Annotated in this window: 37 protein-coding genes and 1 other RNA gene; 21 read left to right on the top strand and 17 right to left on the bottom strand. The window is 57.9% G+C overall.

Features of this window, described 5'->3' with window-relative positions; genetic code table 11:
• Position 1 precedes the first annotated feature (1 nt).
• A complete protein-coding gene (locus tag LCH97_RS04370) occupies positions 2 to 466 on the bottom strand; it encodes a phage regulatory CII family protein (RefSeq protein ID WP_227303575.1) in 465 nt (154 codons plus the stop codon).
• 29 nt (positions 467 to 495) lie between these two features.
• A complete protein-coding gene (locus LCH97_RS04365) occupies positions 496 to 720 on the bottom strand; it encodes a Cro/CI family transcriptional regulator (RefSeq protein WP_227303574.1) in 225 nt (74 codons plus the stop codon).
• 72 nt (positions 721 to 792) lie between these two features.
• Here LCH97_RS04365 and LCH97_RS04360 point away from each other — a divergent pair, with 72 nt between their 5' ends.
• Both LCH97_RS04360 and LCH97_RS04355 read left to right on the top strand, forming a co-directional pair.
• Complete coding sequence (locus LCH97_RS04360; RefSeq protein ID WP_227303573.1) at positions 793 to 1,170, top strand: helix-turn-helix domain-containing protein; 378 nt, start codon at positions 793 to 795, stop codon at positions 1,168 to 1,170.
• A 124-nt stretch (positions 1,171 to 1,294) separates the two neighbouring features.
• Entirely contained in the window at positions 1,295 to 1,603 is a 309-nt protein-coding gene (locus LCH97_RS04355; RefSeq protein WP_255619274.1) for a helix-turn-helix domain-containing protein, read from the top strand.
• A 251-nt stretch (positions 1,604 to 1,854) separates the two neighbouring features.
• On the opposite strand, the gene LCH97_RS18845 is transcribed toward LCH97_RS04355, so the two are convergent.
• From LCH97_RS18845 to LCH97_RS04305, 10 genes are all read right to left on the bottom strand, one after another.
• On the bottom strand, positions 1,855 to 2,169 hold the full coding sequence (locus LCH97_RS18845; RefSeq protein WP_227303571.1) for a helix-turn-helix transcriptional regulator: 315 nt from the start codon (positions 2,167 to 2,169) through the stop codon (positions 1,855 to 1,857).
• Between the two features lie 251 nt (positions 2,170 to 2,420).
• The gene (locus LCH97_RS04345) at positions 2,421 to 2,732 is read right to left on the bottom strand and encodes a DNA-binding transcriptional regulator (RefSeq protein ID WP_227303570.1); all 312 of its coding nucleotides are present in this window, start codon (positions 2,730 to 2,732) and stop codon (positions 2,421 to 2,423) included.
• On the bottom strand, positions 2,729 to 3,178 hold the full coding sequence (locus LCH97_RS18840) for a toxin (RefSeq protein ID WP_370630720.1): 450 nt from the start codon (positions 3,176 to 3,178) through the stop codon (positions 2,729 to 2,731). Before LCH97_RS18840 ends, LCH97_RS04345 begins: the two co-directional genes overlap by 4 nt.
• A gap of 137 nt (positions 3,179 to 3,315) precedes the next feature.
• On the bottom strand, positions 3,316 to 3,519 hold the full coding sequence (locus tag LCH97_RS04335; RefSeq protein WP_227303569.1) for a hypothetical protein: 204 nt from the start codon (positions 3,517 to 3,519) through the stop codon (positions 3,316 to 3,318).
• Positions 3,520 to 3,644: 125 nt separating this feature from the next.
• Positions 3,645 to 3,947: a hypothetical protein gene (locus LCH97_RS04330; RefSeq protein ID WP_227303568.1), complete on the bottom strand. Its 303-nt coding sequence runs from the start codon at positions 3,945 to 3,947 to the stop codon at positions 3,645 to 3,647.
• A 24-nt stretch (positions 3,948 to 3,971) separates the two neighbouring features.
• Entirely contained in the window at positions 3,972 to 4,358 is a 387-nt protein-coding gene (locus LCH97_RS04325) for a helix-turn-helix transcriptional regulator (RefSeq protein WP_255619273.1), read from the bottom strand.
• A gap of 115 nt (positions 4,359 to 4,473) precedes the next feature.
• Positions 4,474 to 4,878, bottom strand: coding sequence for a hypothetical protein (locus LCH97_RS04320; protein ID WP_227305438.1), 405 nt, complete (start codon positions 4,876 to 4,878; stop codon positions 4,474 to 4,476).
• 138 nt (positions 4,879 to 5,016) lie between these two features.
• Entirely contained in the window at positions 5,017 to 5,271 is a 255-nt protein-coding gene (locus tag LCH97_RS04315) for an excalibur calcium-binding domain-containing protein (RefSeq protein WP_227303567.1), read from the bottom strand.
• Positions 5,272 to 5,422: 151 nt separating this feature from the next.
• The gene (locus tag LCH97_RS04310) at positions 5,423 to 6,313 is read right to left on the bottom strand and encodes a BRCT domain-containing protein (RefSeq protein WP_227303566.1); all 891 of its coding nucleotides are present in this window, start codon (positions 6,311 to 6,313) and stop codon (positions 5,423 to 5,425) included.
• Between the two features lie 8 nt (positions 6,314 to 6,321).
• Entirely contained in the window at positions 6,322 to 6,744 is a 423-nt protein-coding gene (locus LCH97_RS04305; RefSeq protein WP_227303565.1) for an SHOCT domain-containing protein, read from the bottom strand.
• A gap of 406 nt (positions 6,745 to 7,150) precedes the next feature.
• Between LCH97_RS04305 and LCH97_RS04300 the strand changes: the two genes are divergently transcribed.
• Positions 7,151 to 7,300 (top strand): hypothetical protein, encoded by a 150-nt coding sequence (locus LCH97_RS04300; RefSeq protein WP_227303564.1) that lies wholly within the window; start codon positions 7,151 to 7,153, stop codon positions 7,298 to 7,300.
• On the opposite strand, the gene LCH97_RS04295 is transcribed toward LCH97_RS04300, so the two are convergent.
• Positions 7,287 to 7,484, bottom strand: coding sequence for a hypothetical protein (locus LCH97_RS04295; RefSeq protein WP_227303563.1), 198 nt, complete (start codon positions 7,482 to 7,484; stop codon positions 7,287 to 7,289). The genes LCH97_RS04300 and LCH97_RS04295 overlap by 14 nt on opposite strands.
• Before the next feature lie 57 nt (positions 7,485 to 7,541).
• Here LCH97_RS04295 and LCH97_RS04290 point away from each other — a divergent pair, with 57 nt between their 5' ends.
• A complete protein-coding gene (locus LCH97_RS04290) occupies positions 7,542 to 7,703 on the top strand; it encodes a hypothetical protein (RefSeq protein WP_227303562.1) in 162 nt (53 codons plus the stop codon).
• Positions 7,704 to 7,881: 178 nt separating this feature from the next.
• On the opposite strand, the gene LCH97_RS04285 is transcribed toward LCH97_RS04290, so the two are convergent.
• A complete protein-coding gene (locus tag LCH97_RS04285) occupies positions 7,882 to 8,358 on the bottom strand; it encodes a cytochrome P450 (protein ID WP_227303561.1) in 477 nt (158 codons plus the stop codon).
• A 315-nt stretch (positions 8,359 to 8,673) separates the two neighbouring features.
• Between LCH97_RS04285 and LCH97_RS04280 the strand changes: the two genes are divergently transcribed.
• The 16 genes from LCH97_RS04280 (at position 8,674) to LCH97_RS04205 (ending at position 17,872) form a co-directional block, all read left to right on the top strand.
• Positions 8,674 to 8,853, top strand: coding sequence for a hypothetical protein (locus LCH97_RS04280; protein WP_227303560.1), 180 nt, complete (start codon positions 8,674 to 8,676; stop codon positions 8,851 to 8,853).
• A 100-nt stretch (positions 8,854 to 8,953) separates the two neighbouring features.
• Positions 8,954 to 9,325 (top strand): hypothetical protein, encoded by a 372-nt coding sequence (locus tag LCH97_RS04275; protein WP_227303559.1) that lies wholly within the window; start codon positions 8,954 to 8,956, stop codon positions 9,323 to 9,325.
• Positions 9,322 to 9,897, top strand: coding sequence for a 3'-5' exonuclease (locus LCH97_RS04270; RefSeq protein ID WP_227303558.1), 576 nt, complete (start codon positions 9,322 to 9,324; stop codon positions 9,895 to 9,897). Before LCH97_RS04275 ends, LCH97_RS04270 begins: the two co-directional genes overlap by 4 nt.
• Complete coding sequence (locus LCH97_RS04265) at positions 9,897 to 10,856, top strand: recombination-associated protein RdgC (RefSeq protein WP_227303557.1); 960 nt, start codon at positions 9,897 to 9,899, stop codon at positions 10,854 to 10,856. Before LCH97_RS04270 ends, LCH97_RS04265 begins: the two co-directional genes overlap by 1 nt.
• A 47-nt stretch (positions 10,857 to 10,903) precedes the next feature.
• Positions 10,904 to 11,458 carry a hypothetical protein gene (locus LCH97_RS04260; protein ID WP_227303556.1) on the top strand — a complete coding sequence of 185 codons (555 nt, stop codon included), beginning with the start codon at positions 10,904 to 10,906 and terminating at the stop codon, positions 11,456 to 11,458.
• A gap of 14 nt (positions 11,459 to 11,472) precedes the next feature.
• Positions 11,473 to 11,895, top strand: coding sequence for a hypothetical protein (locus tag LCH97_RS04255; RefSeq protein WP_227303555.1), 423 nt, complete (start codon positions 11,473 to 11,475; stop codon positions 11,893 to 11,895).
• Positions 11,892 to 12,335 (top strand): hypothetical protein, encoded by a 444-nt coding sequence (locus LCH97_RS04250; protein ID WP_227303554.1) that lies wholly within the window; start codon positions 11,892 to 11,894, stop codon positions 12,333 to 12,335. Before LCH97_RS04255 ends, LCH97_RS04250 begins: the two co-directional genes overlap by 4 nt.
• A complete protein-coding gene (locus tag LCH97_RS04245) occupies positions 12,335 to 12,526 on the top strand; it encodes a hypothetical protein (protein ID WP_227303553.1) in 192 nt (63 codons plus the stop codon). Before LCH97_RS04250 ends, LCH97_RS04245 begins: the two co-directional genes overlap by 1 nt.
• The gene (locus LCH97_RS04240; RefSeq protein ID WP_227303552.1) at positions 12,523 to 13,119 is read left to right on the top strand and encodes a hypothetical protein; all 597 of its coding nucleotides are present in this window, start codon (positions 12,523 to 12,525) and stop codon (positions 13,117 to 13,119) included. The genes LCH97_RS04245 and LCH97_RS04240 overlap by 4 nt, the downstream gene beginning before the upstream one ends.
• Positions 13,116 to 13,277, top strand: coding sequence for a hypothetical protein (locus tag LCH97_RS04235; protein ID WP_227303551.1), 162 nt, complete (start codon positions 13,116 to 13,118; stop codon positions 13,275 to 13,277). The genes LCH97_RS04240 and LCH97_RS04235 overlap by 4 nt, the downstream gene beginning before the upstream one ends.
• Positions 13,274 to 14,494, top strand: coding sequence for a phosphoadenosine phosphosulfate reductase family protein (locus LCH97_RS04230; protein ID WP_227303550.1), 1,221 nt, complete (start codon positions 13,274 to 13,276; stop codon positions 14,492 to 14,494). Before LCH97_RS04235 ends, LCH97_RS04230 begins: the two co-directional genes overlap by 4 nt.
• Positions 14,495 to 14,503: 9 nt before the next feature.
• On the top strand, positions 14,504 to 15,310 hold the full coding sequence (locus LCH97_RS04225) for a hypothetical protein (protein WP_227303549.1): 807 nt from the start codon (positions 14,504 to 14,506) through the stop codon (positions 15,308 to 15,310).
• 187 nt (positions 15,311 to 15,497) lie between these two features.
• Positions 15,498 to 15,731: a hypothetical protein gene (locus tag LCH97_RS04220; RefSeq protein WP_227303548.1), complete on the top strand. Its 234-nt coding sequence runs from the start codon at positions 15,498 to 15,500 to the stop codon at positions 15,729 to 15,731.
• Between the two features lie 2 nt (positions 15,732 to 15,733).
• Positions 15,734 to 16,468, top strand: coding sequence for a hypothetical protein (locus tag LCH97_RS04215; RefSeq protein ID WP_227303547.1), 735 nt, complete (start codon positions 15,734 to 15,736; stop codon positions 16,466 to 16,468).
• A gap of 28 nt (positions 16,469 to 16,496) precedes the next feature.
• The gene (locus tag LCH97_RS04210) at positions 16,497 to 16,706 is read left to right on the top strand and encodes an excisionase family protein (protein ID WP_227303546.1); all 210 of its coding nucleotides are present in this window, start codon (positions 16,497 to 16,499) and stop codon (positions 16,704 to 16,706) included.
• Complete coding sequence (locus LCH97_RS04205; RefSeq protein WP_227303545.1) at positions 16,664 to 17,872, top strand: Arm DNA-binding domain-containing protein; 1,209 nt, start codon at positions 16,664 to 16,666, stop codon at positions 17,870 to 17,872. The genes LCH97_RS04210 and LCH97_RS04205 overlap by 43 nt, the downstream gene beginning before the upstream one ends.
• A gap of 150 nt (positions 17,873 to 18,022) precedes the next feature.
• Here LCH97_RS04205 and ssrA read toward each other — a convergent pair.
• Both ssrA and LCH97_RS04195 read right to left on the bottom strand, forming a co-directional pair.
• Positions 18,023 to 18,384: a transfer-messenger RNA gene (gene ssrA, locus LCH97_RS04200) on the bottom strand.
• 54 nt (positions 18,385 to 18,438) lie between these two features.
• On the bottom strand, positions 18,439 to 19,296 hold the full coding sequence (locus LCH97_RS04195; protein WP_227303544.1) for a hypothetical protein: 858 nt from the start codon (positions 19,294 to 19,296) through the stop codon (positions 18,439 to 18,441).
• Between the two features lie 115 nt (positions 19,297 to 19,411).
• On the opposite strand from LCH97_RS04195, the gene typA reads away from it, so the two are divergent.
• On the top strand, positions 19,412 to 21,226 hold the full coding sequence (gene typA / locus LCH97_RS04190) for a translational GTPase TypA (protein ID WP_227303543.1): 1,815 nt from the start codon (positions 19,412 to 19,414) through the stop codon (positions 21,224 to 21,226).
• Between the two features lie 173 nt (positions 21,227 to 21,399).
• On the opposite strand, the gene LCH97_RS04185 is transcribed toward typA, so the two are convergent.
• Positions 21,400 to 22,998, bottom strand: coding sequence for a diguanylate cyclase domain-containing protein (locus LCH97_RS04185; protein ID WP_227303542.1), 1,599 nt, complete (start codon positions 22,996 to 22,998; stop codon positions 21,400 to 21,402).

The raw sequence follows: 22,998 nt of genomic DNA, 5'->3' as shown, positions 1-22,998 counted from the left end.
ATCAAGTCCTCGCGGCTTCGCGCACAGCAATTAGCAGCGGAATCAAGCTATCCAGCTGCTGAGCAATGGTTTTGCGCTCTTCGGAGTCCAGGCGTTGATCGGCAAGGCTGCTAGCCGACGTATGAATGGTGAGCCCAAACTGCGCCATCATCAGACGCACATGCTCCACCAGCTCACGCGGGCTGATTTCAACAGTGGCCTGCTCTACGGCAATGCGGCCAACCTTCAAAGCGATCGCGTTCACGGCAAAGTCCAGGCCCAGCAGCTCGATCACGTCCAGCAGCTCGATGGCCGTTGGCTGGTGGTCGCCGTTGTTCGGGTTGAACTTGGTGGCAAAGGTCCGCTCGTCCTTGCCCAGCTGGCGCGCGACTTCAGACAGGCCGCCTTTCTCACGCGCCTGCATCTGGATCAGACCGAATACGTCGCGGTGACGGGCTTTGCCGTCTAAGGTTTTGGGGTTCGACATGTAAACGTCCTTTCAGTGTTGCGTGGAGGTCAGGCGGCCTTGGGTGTAGTCTTCAGATCGTGCTGCTGCTGCCACTCTTTCTTGTCCATGGCATCAAGATCTGGATACATGCGGCACAGGGCGTATGCGCTACCTGGCGGGACGGTATCGCCCCACTTGGAAACAGCGGCTCTGGATATGCCTAGCGCTTTCGCTATGCGCGCCTGAGATCCACAACCGCCACCGAAGAATTTGATCAAGGTTTCAGTTTTCATACGCAGATGATAACTATAGTTGACACTCCATGCAACCCAAGGTTTGCTAATAATGCGCTAACCTTGGTTAACATGAGCACACTTGGAAATCGTATTCAGAAGGCCTTAGACGACCTGACTGAAGCTACGGGCAAAAAACACACCGCGAACTGGCTTTCCGTTCAGATTGGTGTGTCGCGTACTGCCGTTTATAAATGGATGAACAACCCCACTGCGGGGATTGATGGCGATAACCTCTTGATGGCCTCTAAAGCTTTGCGGGTGTCGCCGGAGTGGTTGCAGACAGGTAGGGACACGGGCCCTGTCAGTGGCGACTCCCCCGAGGCAAGCTATATCTACGCATCCAGCCCTGAAGACCTAGCGGCCAAGCTGTCGGAAAAGGGCAACGAGGATATTGCCAAGATCATCCAGCTACTCCTCGCGAACAAAGACAAGATAAGCGGCCACTAGGTCGCTTTTTTGTTCCTGCGTCGTTTTGCTGGCTTGCCAGCATCACCGTATTGGCGTTATCCCGCACACTCGCGGGATGATTTCCCTAGCCGACCGAGTACGCGCCTCCAGAGAAGAAAGGCGCATGAGCCAAAGCGACCTTGCCAAGCGGGCAGGTGTTGCACCATCTACCATTAGTTCGATTGAGCAAGGCCGAAGCAAGGGCACGACACTTATCGTCCCGATCGCCAAGGCGCTCGGCGTGCGGGAGGAGTGGCTAGTGAGTGGCAAGGGCAAGAAAGAAGCCGGTGTAGAGCCGGTAGCCGGGGAGCAGTACTACCTGGTGGCGAAGTCGCCTGAAGAGGCAGCCGAGCAGCTGCTGGCAAAGGGGGACGATGCCGTATTGCAGCTGCTGGCCGTTGTGATGAAGCTCAAGGAAGGGAAGGGTAGTTAGGCTGCCCTGGGTTCTGGTTGCGACAAGGCCGCAGCCAGATAGCGCCACAACAGGCAGCTATCGCCCTCCCTTTGAATTTTTACTGAGCCATCGTCCATAAGCTCAATGATCAGGCGTGCCCTTCTTGGTGCGGCCTGGGTGGTGTTCACGTCTGGCACTTGCAGTCCTATCTGTTTCGCTTAAGAGGATTGCAGATTAATTACCAATTTGCATACGTGACAGCGTAGAACTACCTACAAAAATCAAGCGCATCAAGTACGGCGTTTGTTTAGTCGCCGAGCCGTCATGACAAGTAACTTAATGTCGTCGTCGTCCAAGGTCGGCAACTCGGCCATCAGGGCTTCAATCTGCAGCTTCCGGCCTAGCGTGCCATCCCCGCTTACCAAGTAGTCCGTCGTCACACCCAAGTATGCCGCCAAGCTTGCAAGATGCCTTGGTTTAGGCTGTGTGCCTGCAAGCCAGCCGCTTACAGCCTGGGTACTTACCCCACATTCCAGTGCTATTTCCTTGTGCGTGCACCGCTTCTTGGACAGAAGCTGGCGCAGCCTGTCTTTTAGTTCAGCCACGGGCGGCACTATACGTAGTTCTACGTATATGTACCATCAAGCACACTTGCTAAATGATCAAGTTAATTCGAAAGATAGCCTAAAAGAAGCCATGCATTTTCAATGCTTTAGTTAAAGCATTTACTGTTAAATGTGGAGGGTTTGAGGCTGGCAGGGGGTGAGTTGCTGGATGGTCGCCGCGGGGTGCGCGGTCAACAAAAAACCCGCCGAGGCGGGTTTTGTAAGCAAAGGTGACTTGCTAGAAGCGAGGCCTAGACCGCAGCCAAGCGCTCTACAGTGTCAGGATACTGCGCCACCAATCTGATAAGCAGGGCCGCCTGGGCATTGGGCTTGGCTCGGCCCTGCTCCCAGTTCTCCAGTGTGCGTTCGTTGGTGCGCAGAATCCGTGCAAACACTGGCCGCGACATATGCAGGCGCTCGCGCAGTGCTGCCACATCTTGCGCAGTTACCTCTGGTGCAGGCTGACGTTCGATTGCATGGTTACGCAGCGTCATTTTGCCCTCGCGCTCAGCGGCCAGGGCATCAAAGCCTTCGGTCAGTTCGGCAAAAAGGTTACGTTTCATGGCTTGGCACTCCTGTGTTGCAGTTCGCGCTCCAGCATCTGTTTCAGTGCCTTACGCTCGTCACTGGACAGATCGGCTGCCTCGTCTTTGTCGTAAAGGGTAAACAGCCAACATTGATCGCCGCTCACCCACCAGTAGTAAATCACCCGCAGACCGCCGCGCTTGCCTTTGCTGCGCTTAGCGTCTGCATAGCGCAGCTTACGCAATCCGCCTGTACCCTGGATGACATCGCCGGCATCTGGCTGTTTGAGTAGCAGCTGCTGCAAGCCACGATAGGCTGCATCATCCAGATAGTCCGGCCTGTAGCGGGCGAAGGGTGGTAGCTCAACAAAAACTGCTTTCATAACAAAAGTGTACGCAAGTAACGTAGTGATTGCAATGGCCGTCGAGAAAAAACCCGCCGAAGCGGGTTTTGTAAACTGATGGCTACCACCAAAATAAGACAAAGCAGGAAAGGCTTACCGCCAGCAAAACACTTATCCAGAAGCATACGTTCCAGGTAACGTCTAACCAGAAGTACAGCCTACTGACTTTCCGTTCCTTCTTAGCCTTCTGCTTGTCAAGCCACTCCAGTACATCGACATCAATCAGAGGGTGGTACTTCTTTCGAAACTGCGAGGGGGTGTCCGGCATCATCGTCACCATGCAGCTCCCGTAGCATGGCCTCAAGTTCTTCATCTGTTAGCGCATCTTGGCTGTGTAGCTCAACGAGCAGTCGCCTTGCTTCTTCATTGCTAATGAAGTGAGCACTTGGATTGTCTGGGTCTGGCTTGAAGTATGGGCTCATGGCAGTCGCTCCTTGCTCGTACATCAACAATACTTTGCGTATATGTATAGTGTAGCAGGAACTGCAGGTGAGGGGCTTACGGTTGGTAGGGCTGGCCAAGAAAAAACCCGCCGAAGCGGGTTTTCCTAAAGATGAGATTTGAGTTGTGATGCTGGAAGATCAATCAATCCAGGCTGATCTTTGAATGTTTCAGTTATAGTTCTTGCTAGATCTAATAGCACAGCAGTAGGAATGTTAATGGTCGCGACAATCTCTTTAATCTGCGAATCACCTGGCTGTGTTATCGCCTGTTGTATGAAAGTCACTTTTGTATTGGCAGGGCCAATCATGCATGGTCCAATGCCATCCGCAGCAATGTGTTTGGCATTTTCGTCAATGGAGAAAAAAACAATTGCGCCATTTTCTTCATGCTGGATGATTCGTGCCATTTGGTATCTCTTCAAGGGTAAGAATTAAAAACTGAATAACTTATCAACTGCGGTGTATTGAGCTGAGGAGCCGCTTACAAATACGCTATTGTCAATGTAAACAGGCGTTACATAGTTGGTTAAGCACAAAACGCTCTTGTCGTGATGAAGATCTAGAGTGCAAAGAGGTTCGCCTGTGCTTGGATCAAACTCCTCTAGGTACGACTTTGGCGTAATTGTTTCAGCTTGCAAGTTTGCAGTTCTACGCAAATGAGTTGAAAACGAAACTATTTCTACAGAAACTGAAACATCAAAAAATCTTGCAATGTTTATTATGGACTTGAGAGTAAACTTCCCATAGCTAGGATCCTCAAGTCTTGCAATTGCACTTTGCTGAGTGTTTAGTGCTTTTGCCAAATCCGACTGGGTCATATTATTCTTTTCCCTGAGTAGTCGGATTTGAGTGGCAATCAAGTTCGCAATGTTGAGTGCGGATACTTCATTCCTGTAAGCAACATCGGATAACTTTTTAAGCCGCTTGCTTGGTTTAGTCGATCTCAACCTCGCGGGTAATTGCATTGCCGTTTCTAACTTCAGCCCATCGTTTTTTTGCAATAGCGCAGAACTCTTTTGGAGTGTATTGCTTCCCTTTGTGAGTAACCCAGATGACGATGGTAAACTCATTTTTGTTGGGGCCGAAGTATCCCATAGGTCTTTGCGGAACGTTGTTTGCAAGAAATCTGATTTCATAGATGTCTTTACAGTCACAGTCTTTACTCCAGTCTAACTTTTTAGCACTCGGATCCCGCCACATATGAGGCTGCTGGTCTCTTAGATAAAGAAGTCGCGTATCACATGCTGCTTGGCCCTTCGCATTGAGCTGGTCGTATGGTTCGCTGAAGGCACCGGAATCAGTCCGTGCATCTATCCACTCTAGTATCTTGTAGCTCATGATAGCACAATTTTGTTATATCTTTGTCAGCATGGTAGTTGTTTGGTTCCCTTGAAGCATGTTGTGGCTTTCCTGCTATCGAAATTTATGCATCCAAGGCACCGTCAATATGATGATGCCTTGCACAAGTCAAGGAGATCAGCCACCGCAGATCGACTCACACGGTATGCCGTCCTTGTCACGGTCCAGCTTGCCCACACCGCACTGCTGCAGGTAGAAGTAGGCCTCGTCGCAGCTGTTCATCTGCCCGCACTTGTGCTTGCCCTCGCAGGTGAACTTGGCACCGCTTTGCTTCTTCTGTGCCGCGTACAGTACGGGGTCTTGAATTTGCGGGGCTGCCAAAGCGTTAGCTCCCAACACCAGCAGGGCCAGGGCCAATAGCTTCGTCTTCATCCGTTATGTCCTCTATCAATCACACCGACGCCTGGCACACGCACCATCCCACACCGTTTGCACCGGTAGATGGTGCTGAACTCAATGCTGGGCGGTCTACGTTGCCACTGGTGCCGACGTAGCAGCCGGCAGAGCAGCAGGGTGGCCAGCTTCAAGCGTCCGCTACTGCGTCGTGGAAGTCGTGCTCATGCACGATCAGGATGCGCGAGCCTTCCTTGCGCATCTTCACGGCCTTTTCTACCTTGCGGCCGTAGCAGGCATACGCCCAGCACGGGTTACCGTCGGCGCCGATGATTAGGTAGTGCACTTTCTGCGTTACCGTGTTTACGAACTCCCCGCCGGCCTGGCGCACCACGTCGGCCAGCTGGTTGCGGGTGTAACGGCTGGATGCACCGGTGAAACAGAACACGCTGCCAGGCAGGGCGATATCTGGACACACCGCGCAGAGCCCCACGATGTCGCCATCGATCATCACTGGCGGGGCGGTGATGGTGCGGTCATCCAGTACGGCGATGAACTCGGAAAAGAAGCTGCGCAGCATCTTCTGTTCCTGTTCGTCGATCTTCTTGTCGGCCATGACGCTCACCACCAGGCTGTGAATCTCGTCGTAAGGCCAGCAACGCTGCAGGTGATCATGATCTGCCAGCCATGCAGACAAGCCAGTCAGCTCAGCTTCGGTGATAACCCCATCGGCCAGAATGGCGCCCAAGATGGCATGCAGGCGTTGCAGGTCGGTGGTGATGGCGTCGAAAAATTCCGAGGACTGGAGCTTGTTGCACAGCCACAGAATGTCGTCGCGCTCGTCTGCGGTCAGCACGCCATCGGCCAGGGCAGTGTTCAGTACCGGTATCAGCTCGTTGTAGGGGTGCCGGTTGGCCACCTCGGCATGCTCGGCCAACCAGTCATTCAGGAACTGAACCTCGCGGGCATTCACGGCCTGGTCGATGGTGATGCCTTCGACGATACCCACCAGCGAGTTGATCGATTTTTCCAGCCTGGCTGGGCCCGTGTAGTGGTGGTACTTGTAGTGGTCGAGGTGCATGGCTTGTCCTATGCCTTGGGTGCCAGCAGGTCCATCTTCATCTTGATGAACTCCACCTCAGTTAGCACGCCCTTGTCGCGCAGTGCGGCTAGCTTTTCCAGTTCGTCAGCGATGGACACAATGGTGCTACTGGCTGCAGCAGCATTTTGGCTGGCCGGCTGAGTGCTGTGGGTGATTGCCCGAAGTGACTCTAACTCAAGCTCATGTTGCCGCCTGCGCTCTTCTTCGCGGCGGTCTTCATCTAATAGTCTTGCTTGCTCCTTCTTTGCTTCCTCTGCCAGATCGGGGATTACCAGCAGAACAATAAGCCCAATTACTGGCGACAAAAAGAAAGCTAACAACCCGTATCCAGCCGCACTACGACCACGTATATCTGCGAAACCAGCGACACCGATGGCAAGAATCAACCATGTCAGAAAGATAATTTCCATCACATTCTCATTTAAAAACGACGATGACATCGATTATGCCAATGTGTAGGTGTTGCAACAATGACAACTAAAGTAATCAGTTTATGCAAACCAAGGTTGACATGATGAGAACCAAAGTTTACATTTCACCCCATCAGCACCGCACACGGTGCACAGCTCCTTAACAGATCACAGCATCACCCGCCCAGTCCGGGGCATTCCGTCAGGCAGACGGGCGCAAGACTGAACACCCAGCCCCAAAAGCCCCATGAGCGGTGGACAATGCGCGTGGATCGTAAGCGCACCGATGGGATGGCCCTTAACTTCAGATGACGAGTGGAGGGGCTGGGGGGCCTTCGAAAGAGGGTCAACACAAATGCCCGCTGTACCACAGTCGGCAGTCGTGTTGATCAACCAGGAGGTAAGTATGGAAGGGCAAAAAGTTAAGCTGAGCCAAGCGCAGAAAGACATGATTCTTAATGCACTTTGTGGCTATGTAGCAAATGGTGGCGTGAGTAATGTTGGTGAGTTGGCTGCACAGCTGGTTAGTGCAGCCAAGATAATTAACGCAGCGTGATCCTATCCAGCCTCACGTCCTCATCAATGTCTGTTTGGAGGCGGGAAGACAGGTTCTTGATAAAGTCCGCAACATACTCCGCTCGCGCAGAAAGTGCGGCACCTTCTCCAAAGAAGTTTGGGTCTGTGTTAGCGATTTGAATGGCGAAGTTAATGGCTAGGGTGTCGGCGCTACGTTTATTCATAACATGCTCCTGATGTGGTTTTGACAATGGAATGCAAAGCCTAGCACAAGAGCATTTATGGAAACCAGCCTGGGCGCAGGCCGTGGGGAATGGCGAAGAGAGTTCCACGTAAAAGCACAGTTCGCCTGGCTGCTCGGGAAGTCGAGCACCAACACGACAGGCCGCTGGTTACAAGTAGCGCTAGATATCGGTTCGCTGGTTGATGCGTCGCGCCAGTAGCCTGCCGTGTTGGTCACCAGCAGCGCATGAGTACCGCTGTAGCACCTCTGTCTGGGGACTGAATGGGACCGCAACCCTGCTTTATGGGAGTGGTGACCGACTACCAGCAACAAACAGGCGAGAGCGGCCTGAACCAACGGCTTGTCCGACTGGCCGCCGTAAGTGGCCAACAGATTAGCTAGGATGCTTTTTTCGGATGGTTGCCCGCAAACCAAGAGGCCACTGCTTGAAGGCGGGTCATTCGTCGCCATTCGGCATCATCAATAGGGCGGCCTGTCTGCATGGCAGTCGCTAACCACGCGGGATGCGTTAGAGCGCCAACTGCCTCAGTGTCACTGCTCGCTATTGAGTTGATTTCGTCCTGAACCTGCTCGGGCGTCAGGCTTGGCGCACGCTTCCGAATTTCCAAGTAGCGTGCCAGCTGAAGCTTCGCCTCGGCAGATTTTGCGCTTGGTTGGTAGGTAATTTGTATAGCAGCTAGAAATGCCACGAACAAGCCACTGACGATAGGGTTTGCCACATCAGTGGCAACAGCAGTGCCAAGAAACAGCTGGGCAAAGGTACAAAACCGATCCAGCCGCCCAAACAGGACGCTGTGCATCTGCTCGAGAAGGATGGAGTAGGTTAGGTTGAATTCTGGCTCGTGGCTTTCCATGGAGTTTCCTATTTTTTACCTGGAGGCGGCGCCGGAGTCCTCGGCATGTGATCAAACGCCGGTGTCAGATTCCCAGGCTTTGGCGTTGGGGCTGGCGTGGCTGGCTGAGCAGGTGCAGGGGCTGGCGTGCGAGGTACATGGCTGTTTGGTTTACCGTCAAAAGGCATTCTTTTCTCCGTGGTTGATGACATAGGCAAATAGATTCTGCCACGGCGACTGGCCCACGTCACGGGCCACCCGATTTCCCTGTGTGTTTCTCTCCTTGTCTCACCTTTGCCCCGCTACGTGCGGGGTTCTTTTTTTCCGGAGGTCAGCATGAAAGCCAAACCGATGAAGAAAATCACCGTGCACATCACCGAGCGTGATGGTCGTCGTTGGGATATGGACGTGCTGGCCAGCAGCACTGCCGCAGCCTGCATGACAGTGTTGAGCAACCTTGGCCGCATCGTGAAGGTGTGCGCCGAACCGAGCTACACCCCGCCGGAGGCCGCGTGATGTTGAAAGGCATCCTCCAGTCCGCCCTGCGGATGCTGGTGACGTTCTGCGTTTGCAGCCTGGTGCTTGCACTGGCCCAGGCCGCGGAGCAGTTCCAACCATGACCCACACCCTCTATCAGTACCAGACCACGCGCTGGGATGCCTTCCTGGGCACAGACATGACGCTCAGCCATATGTCGCCCGGGCCAGTACCGCCCAGAGCATTGAACGTTCAGGAGTACGCCCTGATGCCAACACTGCACAACCTTGACCACACCAGCCTGGCCAGCCTGGGCGCCACCATCCTGCAGCAGCTGCGCGATCCAACAACACCAGCCAGCGTGATAGAGAGCTTCCAGGCGCTGGTGGCTTATGCCGTGATGAATGCGGCGCCAAGCAAGCCATGCCGCACGCTGGGCGTGCTATCGCCAACTTTCTGCGGCTGGGCACTGGCTCAGCTGGACGAAACACAACCGGAGCCCACCGCATGACGACTACCCGTCACGTAATCGTGGACAACGAAACCCTGAGTACTGGCCCTGACGCGGTGCTGCTGTCGATCGGGGCGGTGGCTGTTGAAGTAGAACAGGGGCGGGCGATTGTGCTTGGCCACTGGTACCGCCGCTTGCTGCACTTCCCAGCCGCGGTGCGACAGCCTGGACGCGCGGTCACCAACGACACGCTGCGCTGGTGGTTCAACCAGGATGCCGCGGCATTTGGGGAAGCGTTCATGGCACCTGGCCGCATCGCGCTGCCACTGGCTATGTACTCGCTGTCCAGATGGCTGGAGCTCAACCCGTACCCGATATGGGGCAACGGCAGTGACTTCGACAACGCCCAGCTGCAGGACGCATTCAACCAGCTTGGCCTGCGTTGGCCGTATCACCGTAACCGCTGCCTGCGCAGCCTCAAGGGCCTGGCGCTGGACATGTACCCAGACACCCAGCTGCCCGCGTTTCCGGCCAACAAGATCAAGCACCACGCGCTGCACGATGCAGAGCATGAAGCTGATGTGCTGGCCACATTAATCAATGTGCTGGGTGCCAAGAAGGAGGCCGCCTGATGTGGTTCAAACAACTCTCGTTCTTTCAGCTGTCGCCAGAGTTCGTAATCGACAGCGATGAGCTGCGTGAAAGATTGGCCGCACGGCCATTCACGCCTCCCGGTGGTCTGGACTGGTTCGGGGAAGGCTGGGTACCACCGGCCCATCATGTTGATGGCCCACTTTACGAGGCGCGCGGCTACCGCCTGGTGGCGCTGCGCCGTGAAGACAAGGTGTTGCCGGCCGGTGTGATCCGCGAGTTTCTGGATAAGAAGGTGGCGGAGATTGAAGCCACTGAGCTGCGCAAGGTTGGCCGCAAGGAAAAGTCAGCGCTCAAAGACCAGATCACCGACGACTTGCTGCCGCGTGCATTCACCCGGGCAGGCCGCGTGATGGCCTATATCGATGACGGCCGCAGCTGGTTGATGGTGGATAGCAGCACGGCCAGCAAGGCGGAGAACCTGGTATCCACCCTGCGCGAGGCCTTGCCGCCGTTTCCAGCTGCGTTGCCGCGTACTGCGCGGTCACCCCACAGCCTGATGACGGACTGGTTAGCCGCAGGCGAGGCGGGCGAGGGCTTCGAACTGGATAGCGAAGCGGTGCTGGAAGACCACAGCGAAAACGGTGCCGTTGTCAAAGTGATTCGCACCGATCTGACCTCCGAGGAAATCCGCCAGCACATTCAGGCCGGCAAGCAGGTGACCAGCCTGGGCCTGATCTACCGCGAGCGCATCCGCTTTGTGCTGACCAGCCAGTTGCAGCTGAAGCGCCTGCAGTTCCTCGACGTGCTGCAGGAAGAGGCCAGCCAGACCGGTGACGATCTAGCCAGCCTGTTCGATGCCACCTTCCTGCTACAGGCTGAGGAGCTGGGCGATCTGGTTAACGATCTGGTGCAGGCGCTGGGCGGGCTCGACAAAGGGCAGCCTGATCTGTTCGACAAACCACCAGCCGACACGGGCGAAACGCCCTGGGCAGCGTAACGACACAGGCCACCCAAGCGGTGGCCTGGTCATTTCAAGGAACAAACATGCAACGCTACTACAAGATCACCGACCCTGCAGCAGTGGCCGCCATGGAGCAGTACGAAGCCAAGAAAGCCGCCCTGTGCACTGCAGCTAGCGCGTTCGCCAGCCACTTCGGTGGCACTGCCGCCTTCCGTAACGCCAGCTACTCATTCAGCTTCGCCGGGGTGGCGTTCAGCCCCCCAAAACCAACCGACCTGTGGCAGCACCCTGACGACCGTAACGCTTACATTCAGCGCCCGCGCGCACGGCTCAAGTCACCGATCAACAAAGACCTGAAAGAGCCTCACAAAGCACTGCTGGCGGAGTGGGGTGCCAAAACGGCGGAATGCTTTGTTGATGGCAAAACGGTAGATCGTGGCGAGGCCAACAAGGCTATCGGTTACAACGACGGGATGGCTATTCTGTGCGGCGACAGCTTCCTGGCTTTTGTGCACGACGGCGCCGTATGGGTGACGACCCGCCTGGATATCCGCAGCGATGCCGAGGAAATCACGGGCGGGCAGTTTGAGGCGGTGCGGTTGGCCGCAGAAAGCGACCTCAGCCTGAAGGCTGCCTGATAGGACCCAGCACCATGAGCCAACTCGACCTGTTCACGTTCACCAGCGACGACACGCCAGCCTTGCCGCTGGCCAGAGTGCACGGCGTCAACCCTGCCGCCTATCACCGCGACGACTGCCACTGGATCACCACCGAGCCAATGCCGGGCTATGTCCTGCGCCTGGGCTTCGCACGTGACACCGACGGCTGGCGCATGGCGGCGGGTTACCACTTCCCGGATATCGGCAGCATCGGGCCGGTGTTCGTCCGGTCGAACGTCTACGCCAGCTATCAGGAAGCGAGGCGGGCAGGGCTGGAGCGATTGCGGCTCATGGTCAACGGCCTGCAGCTGTCGTTTTCTATATCACCTGACAAGGCCGAGCGATTGCGCAGAGCCATTCACGAACTTACCCAGGCCGCCCAGTGCGGCCTTTCTCTTTTCAAGGACGCAGCATGACTACCCAGAACGTTTCCCTCGTGATCATGAAGGCCGAAGAGTTGGCCGCACTCACCAGCAAGATGCAGCAGCTTGAATGGCGCGCGGCTGGTTACGACCGGATGAAAGTCGTGTGTGATCAGCAGAAAGGCCGCATTGCCGATCTGGAAAACCGCGTGGCTAGCGCAGATGAAACCTGCCGTCAGTACTGGACCATCATTCAGAACGAGCGTGCGGAGGTGCGTCAGCTCAAGCATGTGCTGGCGTGCACAGAGGACACCACCGGCGAGGCTGCACACCTGCGCATTGCAGCCGCCGCCTTGGAAGAACGTGTGGTACTGCAAGAGCAGCAACTGGAAGCCGCGGACAAGCGCATCAAGGAGCTGGAAGCGGTACTGGTACTGAAGGGCCTGCCAGATGGCAGCCTGGACAATGTACTGCAGCTGGCGAGGGCGGCGTGATGGAACACCAGCAACCACAGCGGCCAACCTGCGCGGTGGGCGGCATGATCAATCGCAGCACCATCTGCGGCGCGGTTGTAGTGGGTGGCCACTACTGCAGCCACCCGGGTGAGTGCCAAAACAAGGTGGCGCCGGTGGCTGGCTCGCGCTACCCAGCAGACCTGGTTGAGAGCGACGGGGGTGAGGCATGAAAGAACGCCCGATTCTATTCAGCGGCGCGATGATCCGCGCCATCTTGGCCGGCCAGAAAACGCAGACACGGAGCGTGGTGAAGCCGATCCCGCAGATGGTCACGGATAAAAGCATCGTCCCATGGGAGGGCGACGCCGCCGCCCTGATGCGCTTGTTCGATCAAGTTGACCGCGTCTGCCCCTACGGCCAGCCTGGCGACCGGCTGTGGGTGCGGGAGGCATGGAAGGCGCACACCACGTTCGACCATTTGCCCCCGCGTGACATTCCACGCAGTCACATTTGGTATCTGGCCGACAGTGGCTACAAGGCCGAATCAAGAACCCGCGCCTCGATGCACATGCCGCGCTGGGCCAGCCGCATCCTGTTGGAAATCGTCAGCGTTCGCGTGGAGCGCCTGCAGGATATCAGCGAGGCCGACGCCGAGGCGGAAGGCATCGACTTCCTGCGCCACATTCCAGACGCCGACGAAACGCTCACCGCCCGCGACCTGTACGAATGCCTGTGGGACGGCATCAACGGCGAAGGCAGCTGGGCGGCCAACCCCTGGGTATGGGTGGTGGAGTTCAAGCGCGTAGAGGGGCAGCCACGATGACCCGCGAACACCGAGACTACCTGGAAGTGCGCGCCAATCTGCGCAGCAAAGACCTGGCCGGCAAGCCACTGCCGACCGCCCGTGACCGTGATATCCGCAATGCCGATGCCCGCCGTGAGATCGAGCGGCGTCGGATGGAGAAGGAGGCAAGAAAATGACCCCCGTCCAGATCGATATCTTTGCCGCCGGCGCCAAGCGCATGCAGATGACCGAGTCCATCGAGCTGACTATCCAGTCCATGCAGGCCTACGGCCAAGATCACGATCACTGGGGCATCGCATGGTCTGGCGGCAAAGACAGCAGCGCCACGCTGACGCTGATCATGTACCTGCTGGATACTGGCAAGATCAAGCGCCCCAAGTCGCTGACCGTGTTCTATGCCGATACGCGGCTGGAGTTGCCGCCGCTGGCCATCGCGGCACAGCAGATCATGGACGAGCTGGAGGAGCGTGGCGTGCATGTTGAGGTGGTACGCGCCCCGCTGGATAAGCGCTTCATGGTGTACCTGCTTGGCCGGGGCGTACCGCCACCCAACAACGGCACGCTGCGCTGGTGCACAGGCCAGATCAAGATCAGCCCGATGGAGGAGGCATTGCGGCAAAGGCTGGATCAGCTGGACGGCAACATCCTGATGATTACCGGCGTCCGGCAGGGCGAGAGCGCCATGCGTGACCGGCGCATCGAAATGTCCTGCGGCAAGGATGGCGCCGAGTGCGGCCAGGGCTGGTATCAGCAGGTGCTACCGAACGCCAGAGGGTTGCGCGGCCGGATCGCCACCTTGGCGCCGCTACTGCACTGGCGTGTGTGTCACGTATGGGAGTGGCTAAAGCACTGGGCGCCGGCTGCCGAGTTTGGCGACTGGAGCACCAGAACCATCGCCGATGCCTACGGCGGCGACGAGGCCGAAGAGGTCAATGCACGCACTGGCTGCATCGGCTGCCCGCTGGCCAGCGAAGACAAGGCGCTGGACACCATCCTGCAAAACACGCGTTGGCAGTACCTCACCCCACTCAAAGAGCTGAAACCTCTATGGCGTGAGCTGCGCCTGCCCCAGCATCGCCTGCGCAAGCCAGGGGCAGAGTTACTGAAGGATGGAAGCATTGCGGCTAACCCTCAACGCATGGGCCCGCTGACATTCGACGCTCGCCTGATGGGTCTGGAGCGCGTGCTTGCTATTCAAGCTGAAGTAAACCGCGTGGCCGGCGCCACTGGCCGCCCACTGATCGACCTGCTGAATGCCGAAGAAGAAGCCCGCATCCGCGAACTGATCAGCCTGAATACCTGGCCACAAGGCTGGGCCGGTGACGAGCCTATCGCCACCCTCCCCATGGATATCGTTTACCAGAACGGCGCGGTGCAGCCGCTGCTGTTTTAGGAGCTAGCTATGAACACCGAACACACCAACCAATCCACCACGGCGGAGCCGTTCGGCTACTTCAAGGCCGAGCCATTTGGCTGGACTGATTGCGAAAAAGGCGATGAGGGGGCTATTGCGCTGTACGAACGACCCCAAGCCCAGCCGGTGGCGCGTGATGTCCTGATGGCAGCCATGCGCGCAGCGGTGGCTGAGTGCGCCGAGATTTGCGATGTGTACAGCATCTACGATGGCGCTCGCTGCGCGTCCGAGATTCGCCACCAGATCATGAGTGACAAGTTGGTTGCCATCGCCGACCGCTACGCCGCCCAGCCGCTGGCAACTGCCGAGGATTCCTCGGTGGTTCAGGCTGGCGTGGCCGTGCCGGTAGGTTACAAGCTGGTGCCAGTGGACTTCATTCAAGGGTTTCATGCACTAGCGCACAACTACTCTCTGCAAGCGCAGGCACCAGACTACTACGCAGGGAGAGAGCGCGATGCGTTCAGCGCGGCATATGCGCGTTGCGGTAGCGACCTGGCAAAACTCCGCGCCATGCTCGCCGCCGCGCCGCAGGCTGCTGTGTCCGATGGCTGCCCAAATAATTACAAAAAGCTTTCCGAGTGGCTGGAGCATGAAAACGCAGTCTTACGGCAGAAAGCCGTGGCCGTGCCAGATGGTTACGCGCTGGTTCCAGTGGTGGCGAACGACAGAATGCGCGCAGCAGGAAGGATTGGCATTCAGCGCGGCATTAAGTTTGAAGCAGAGTTGACGCCAAGTGAATGCGGGTTAGTGTGGGCATATATGGTTGGCGCCGCCGCGCAGAAAGGCGGTGCGTGATGAAACGGAGCAAATGCGAAGTATGTGGGCACCGTGACTGCCAAGGATGGGACGAAATAAAGAAGCCACACGAATACCGCAAGGGGAACTGGTTTTTTGGCTGTCACTGCCCAGCATGTATGAAGGCACGAAGTGAGGCCGGCGGTTTCGTTGGGCTGATCGCAGAACTACAGAAGGGCGGTGCGTGATGCTGAGCATTTCCGATCTACACCCGCACGAACAGCTGGTGCTTGGCCAGATACGCAAGCACGGCGGCTTCACCGACTGGTGGATTTCAGAGGTGCCGCACCGGATTGCCGCCCTAGAAAAGCTGGTTAATCGCGGAGTTGTACGGGCAACTGGTGGCCAGTACCCATTTGCCACTTACGAAGAGAACAAACACCAAGGCCAGCCCAGCGCTGGCCTTTCTCATGGAGCATGACCATGGCTAAACCACGGAAGAAGTACGACCCACGGCGCCGTAGCCCCGAGCAAGGCATGGAGGCCATCTATCGCAGCATGACCCTGGCCGATACCCGTCGGCTGTCGATGGTTCAGCAACTACAGGTTATTGCCAATGCCCGCATGGCTGTGAGTGACTGCGCTAAAGACTACTGCCCGGCGCAGTTCAACATGCTGTCCAACCTGTACCGGATATCGAAAGCTATCGCAGCACCGGAAGGCCTGAACCTGCCGGCGTTCGCTGCCGTGTGCGATGCCGCATGGCAAAGCCTCATGGCGTACTACGAGAGCGAAATGGAAGGCGCTATCCCGCCTGATCTGCTGCGCCCCGTGAATGTGATGATTGATCACCTGGTAAGCATCCTGGAGCGCGTGCCTCTGAGCATGTACGAGGTGGCCGCCCGCGCCAGCGAGCAAGCTCTGTTCAAAGGGGTGTTCAGTCACTTCAAGGACAAAACCGAGCCGTGGGAGTGGGAGGCGGCACTCGCTGTTATGGATGGGGCAAAGGCGGGTGAATTGGTGGAGCGCTTCGGCCAGGACGAGGTGCGCATTGCCGAGGCGGCCAGGGTAGTAGGGGCGATGACCTACACGCTGCATGCAGACCGACTGCTGGACTTCCCGAGCGACATGGCGAAGCTGCGAAAGATCGGCCCGACGTTGCGGCCAGCCCTGGAGCAGATGATTAAGACCGCGATGGAATTTGAACAGGCCGCATGAAAGCGGCCATTTTTACGTGGAGTGGGACATGATGATCATGTTGAAGTGGGTGAAAATGGAAAAGTACTGCGAGCTGTCAGGGGATACCCCTGATGCCGTAGAGAATAAGCGCCGATCTGGTAAATGGGTTGAGGGCGTGCACTGGCGCATTCCGGCAGATGGCCGTGTCTGGGTAAACATGGAGGAGGTGCAGAAATGGGCAGAGACAAGCCAGCCATTGAAACGCCGCGCGGCATAAGCATTCGCCAGTACAGCACTGGCGGGCAGAGCCTCGTTATTCACTTTCAGTTTCGTGGCGTGGAATGCCGGGAAACGCTTAAAGGCTGGGAGGTGACCAAGGGGAATATCAAGGCTGCTGCAGGCCTAAAGGCCGAGATCGAGAAGAAAATCGCTTTCGGCACCTTCAGCTATCCGGAGTACTTTCCCGACTCCAAGCGTGCGGCGATCTTCGGGCAGGCGAGGGCAACTATCACGGTGGGAAAGTTGCTGGAGGAGTACCTCAAGCTGGCGGAGCGGACACTCAAGGCAAGCACAGTGAATGACTACCGCAAGTCCATTCAGGGCGATCTACAGGCTGCCTTCGGTGCAAAGCGGATTGTTGATCTCACCGCAGCTGACATCCGCGACTGGGTGGTATCCAAGGCCGTAACCGCCAAGCGCATCCGAAACATTCTTACCCCGCTGCGCAACGTACTGGAGCAGGCCATCGTCGATGGCCTTATCCAGAAGAACCCATTAGACCAGGTGGTGATCAATAAGCTGATTAGCCGGGAGACGGCAAAAACGGACTACGAGGTAGATCCGTTTAATGAGGCTGAGATTGTGGCCATTCTGGAGCATTGCGGCGAGGGCCAGGGCCGGAACCTGTTGCAGTTTGCTTTCTACGCAGGCCTGCGCACCAATGAACTGATTGCACTGGAGTGGCAGGACATCAACTGGATTGATGGATTGATTCGTGTACAGCGCGGCCAAGTCATGAAAAAGGTGGATACCCCGAAGACCAGTGCCGGTGTGCGTGATGTGCTGATGCTTGAGCCTGTGCGGCAGGCACTGCTACGACAGAAGGAACACACCTTTCTGGCTGGCGGGCGTGTTTTCTACAATCCTAGGACCGGCGAGCCATGGGAAACGGACGCCCAGATCCGCAAAACGCTATGGACGCACGTGCTGAAGCGAGCCGGTGTGCGGTACCGCAATCCCTACCAGACGAGGCACACCTACGCCTCGATGCTGCTGTCGCGTGGTGAGAATCCGTGGTGGCTGGCAACGCAGATGGGGCACGTGAACATTGAAATGATCATGCGGCACTATGGCCGGTGGATCCCAGACTCGTCCAAAACCGGATACAAGCTGGTAAATGACTGGGCGCTACCGCAAGCCCCAGGTGCAGAAAAGACTGCGTAATCGCACGTGCGATAAAAGTGCGATGTGAGTGCGAAGAACGTGCGGAAATTGAAACGCCCCGAAACGGTCTTAGACGGTTTGCAGTTTGGCTAAAACCTTGCCTGTGCTGCGCTTGCTGCCGTCTATCGCCGTTTCAGGGCGTTGGGTTTCTGGTGGAGGCGGCGGGAATCGAACCCGCGTCCGGAAATCCTCTACGAAGAGATCTACATACTTAGTCGTGTCATTTGGTTTTAACCGCTACCACGCCGACGGACAGGCTGGGTATTGGCGAGTTACCTTAAGTTTAGCCCCTGATCAAGTAACCCGGTCAAAGGCGATCTGATGTGAAATGACTCTACCGGGGTTGCCCCCACAGCCCATCAGCAAGCTGCTGTAGAGTCCAGCGGCGATTAAGCAGCTAGAGCGTAAGTTTCGTCGTTTGCGACTAAATAAATTCAGTGTTTAACGGGATGACTGAAATCCCGGTATGCCCTCATCCGCTTCGCAACCCCCGTCGAAACCAGGTCGCCCCCAGATAAGAGCGCAGAGTATAGCGCCATTCCCGCGCCAGCGCTAGCGTGCAGGGCTTATTGTACGGGGGATAGCGCTTCGATCAGGGCGACTTCCTGGGTGTAGCTCAGGGCTTTCAGGCGTTCCAGCAGGGCGTCACCGTCGGCCTGGTGTTTTTGGTCCAGCTCGTCGTGCAGGATGCGGCTTTCTACGGCCAGCCACAGGCCGCGGCACGATTCGGCGGTTTCAAAACGGGTGCTGCGCAGTACTTCGGCCACCAGGCGCAGCTCGTTGTCGCTGAAGCGGCGCGACAGCATGGCTTGCTCGCGGCGGATGATCTCGGCGTAGCGGTCGCACATTTCCTGGATGCGCGCGTCCAGCGGTGGCTCGGCGGGGGTGTCTTCCAGCGCTTCGGCGTTGTACCAGGCGGCGGCGTCCAGGGTGATGCTTTCGGCGGCTTCCTGCCAGGCTTGTTGCAGGGCCTGGGTGAACTGCGGGTTGGCCGCAAAGCTCAGGTTGAATGCCATGGCGGGGGGCTCGTCGGGGTGGAGCAGGGCGCCGTTGGCGGCCAGCTCGCCGTCTTCGGTGCAGCCGACTTCGGCGCGCCAGATGCCTTCTTCTTCGGTGGCCAGGTTGTCTACCAGTACTTCCAGGTAGGGCAGCGCCAGCGCCTGGCCTTCGTCGGCGGTGACCAGGCGGATGGCGATATCAAACAGGTGCTGTTTGGCCAGCGTCATGATCTGCAGGCCGTTGTCGTGGCGCAGCAGGGTGTAGCTGCTGCCGGTGTCGTATACGGCCAGGTCGTGCGCGTCGCGCGCGCTTTTGCTGAGGGTGCCGTTGAGCTGGCTGGCCAGCTGATTTATATCGGTATCTGGCGCACCGTAGCCAGTGCGATAGTCAAGGTGGGCGTGCCACAGTGCGTTCCAGTCGTACATTTGTGTTCTTTCTTGCTAGAAAACGGCGCCAGTGTACAGAAAAAATCACGGGAAAACTGTAGAGTTGGCCGCGGCATGGTAGAATCCGCGCGACTTTTTAAAATGACGTATCCCCATGACCCGACAAATTCGTAACATCGCCATTATTGCCCACGTTGACCACGGCAAAACTACCCTGGTTGACCAACTGCTGCGCCAATCCGGCACTTTCCGCGAAAACCAGCAGGTTGACGAGCGCGTAATGGATTCCAACGATCTGGAAAAAGAACGCGGCATTACCATTCTGGCCAAGAACACTGCCATCGAGTACGAAGGTGTTCACATCAACATCGTTGACACCCCGGGCCACGCCGACTTCGGCGGTGAAGTAGAGCGCGTTCTGGGCATGGTGGATGGCGTACTGCTGCTGGTGGATGCCGTAGAAGGCCCGATGCCGCAAACCCGTTTTGTGACCAAAAAAGCCCTGGCCCTGGGCCTGCGCCCTATCGTGGTCATCAACAAGGTAGACCGCCCGGGCGCACGCCCTGACTGGGTGGTAGACCAGACTTTCGACCTGTTCGACAAGCTGGGTGCGACCGACGAGCAGCTGGACTTCCCGATCATCTACGCTTCCGGCCTGAACGGCTTTGCCAAGCTGGAGCTGGAAGAAGAGTCCGATAACATGCGCCCGCTGTTCGAAACCGTGCTCAAGCACGTGCCTACCCCGCCAGGTAGCCCGGACGCGCCACTGCAGCTGCAGATTTCTGCACTGGACTACTCCACTTATACCGGCCGCCTGGGTGTTGGCCGCGTACTGAACGGCCGTATCAAGCCAGGCCAGGCTGTGGTGGTGATGAACCATGACGACCAGGTGGCTTCGGGCCGTATCAACCAGGTGCTGGGTTATAAAGGCCTGGACCGCGTGCCGGTGGAAGGCGCCGAAGCTGGCGACATCATCATCATTTCCGGTATCGAGGATATCGGTATCGGTGTGACCATCTGCGACAAAGAGCAGCCGGTTGGCCTGCCTATGCTGTCGGTGGATGAGCCTACCCTGACCATGGACTTCATGGTGAACTCGTCGCCACTGGCCGGTACCGAAGGCAAGTTCGTGACCAGCCGCCAGATCCGCGACCGTCTGACCAAAGAGCTACTGACCAACGTGGCCCTGCGTGTTGAAGACACCGAAGACTCCGACGTGTTCCGTGTATCGGGCCGTGGCGAGCTGCACCTGACCATTCTGCTGGAAAACATGCGTCGTGAAGGCTTCGAAATGGCTGTGGCCAAGCCGCGCGTGGTGTTCAAGGAAGTGAACGGCGAGAAGTGCGAGCCGTACGAAAACCTGACCATCGACCTGGAAGACTCCCACCAGGGTGGTGTGATGGAAGAAATCGGCCGTCGTCGTGGCGAGCTGACCAATATGGAATCGGATGGCCAGGGCCGTACCCGTCTGGAATACCATATTCCGGCACGTGGCCTGATCGGCTTCCAGTCCGACTTCATGACCATGACCCGCGGTACCGGCCTGATGAGCCACGTATTTGACGACTACGGTCCGGTAAAAGCCGACCTGCCAGGCCGTCACAATGGCGTGCTGATCTCACAAGACAACGGCGAAGCCGTAGCCTACGCACTGTGGAACCTGGAAGACCGCGGCCGTATGTTCGTGTCCCCGGGCGACAAGCTGTACGAAGGCATGATCATCGGTATTCACAGCCGTGATAACGACCTGGTAGTGAACCCGCTGAAAGGCAAGAAGCTGACCAACGTTCGTGCCTCCGGTACCGACGAAGCCGTACGCCTGACCACCCCGATCAAGCTGACGCTGGAATCGGCCGTGGAGTTCATCGATGACGACGAACTGGTGGAAATCACCCCGAAATCCATCCGTATCCGCAAGCGCTTCCTGCAAGAGCACGACCGTCGCCGTATGTCCAAGCAAGAAAACTAAGCAGCGTTTAGCCTGCTGACCATGCCGCCCCGGTGCAAGCCGCGGCGGCATTTTTCATGCGCGGTATGCCTGAAAGGTTGGCCGCAGCTTGCGGGGGCGGGGTTGGTGGCGGTGCTGGCGGGCAGCTGGCATTTGCTTGTCAGCCTGGGGGTGGTTTTCGGGCGTGGCCGGGTTTAGATTCGGGTGGCCAGCAGGCCGTCGGCTACGCAAGCCTGGTCGCGGCCGTTGCGTTTGGCTTGGTACAGCGCCTGGTCGGCTTGCTCGAATATGCTGCGCACGGTGGCGTCTTGCTCCGGGGTGTCAGCGTAGATGCCGATGCTGCAGCTGACGCGCCCCAGTGGGCTGCTGTGGTGCGGTATCTGGCGCGAGAGCAGGCGGTAGCGCAGCTCGGTGGCGATGGCTTCTGCCTGCTTTTGCGGCGTGTCGGGTAGCAGCAGGGCGAATTCTTCGCCGCCAATGCGTGCCACGGTGTCCTGCGGGTTGCGCACCATGCTGGCGATCACCTGGGCGATCTGGCGCAAAATGTCGTCGCCAGCGGCGTGGCCGTAGTGGTCGTTGTAGCGCTTGAAGTGGTCGACATCCAGAATCAGCAGCGCCAGCGGCTGTTGTTCCAGCTGGCTGTGCTGCAGGGCCATTACAATGCGCTCGTCAAAATGGTGGCGGTTGGCCAGGCCGGTAAGCTTGTCGGTAAACGCCAGCTTTTTAAAATGACTTTGCAGCAGGAAAAAATTGCTGGCGGCGGCCATCATGATAAACAGGCCCAAGGTGGCGGTGCCCAGCTCGATGTGCAGCAGTTGGTACAGCAGGGTGTCGGCCAGCACCATACCCGCGACAAACAGGGCGGCCTGGCGTATGGGGTGCTGGCTTTTGCGGCGGTGGGCCAGCAGCTGCCAGCCTAGCGCCAGTGCCAGCAGCAGGCTGGCGCGCCAGCCTGGCGATAGCGGCGTGGCCAGGGTGTTTTGCTGCAGGCCTTGCGCCAGTGCGGCATTGATGAATACGCCGCTGCTTTTGGGCTGGCCGCGCTGAATGGCGGTGAAGTGCTCGTCGCCGCTACCGGCGGCAGTGACACCGATAAACACGGTTTTGTCTTGCAGGCGCGGATCTGGCTGGTGGCTTGATAGCAACTCCGCCATGGATACGGTGGTGAAACTGGTGTCGCTGTCCAGGTAAGGCAGCAGGCGTGGCAGGTTGCGCCCCCAGTCACCCGGGTTGGTGCTGGTGGTGGCGGCGATGTTCTGGTCGGCTACCAGGGCGGCAAACGATGGCAGGCGCGTGTCGCCAGGCCCGCTGGCTAGGTAGGTGCGGCGGAGTTCGCCATTGCTTTCGGGTGGAAAGTCGCTCACGCCCACCCCGCGGGCTGCATGCGCCAGCATGGGTAGCGGCAAGGTTGGCCGCAGGGTATGGCCATCCGACTCGGGGAAGGCGGGCAGGTAGACTTTGCCGTTCTGGGCGATAGCGCGGGCTAGCGCCTGGTCGGACTCGGGGTGTTCAGAATGCTCGGCCAGCAGCAGGTTCAGCCCCACAGCCCTGACGTGGCCCAGCTTGCCGATCGCTTCGGCCAGCAGCTCGCGCGGCCAGGGCCAGCGCCCTAGCTGGGCCAGGCTTTTTTCATCGATGGCCACAATCACGATCTGTTCGCTGGCGTTGGGTGCCAGGGCCTGGTTGATCAGGTCCTGTACGTGGTAGTCCAGTGTCGAGGGGGCCATGCCCAGCCAAAGTGCGGCCAGTGGCAGCAGGATGCCGGGCAGGGTGCGTGATGTGGGCATGGGCAT

Origin of the sequence: Vogesella sp. XCS3 (genome assembly GCF_020616155.1) — a bacterium.
GTDB lineage: Bacteria > Pseudomonadota > Gammaproteobacteria > Burkholderiales > Chromobacteriaceae > Vogesella.
Note: the sequence above shows the minus strand (reverse complement) of the source record. Positions and strands in the feature narration are given on the sequence as shown.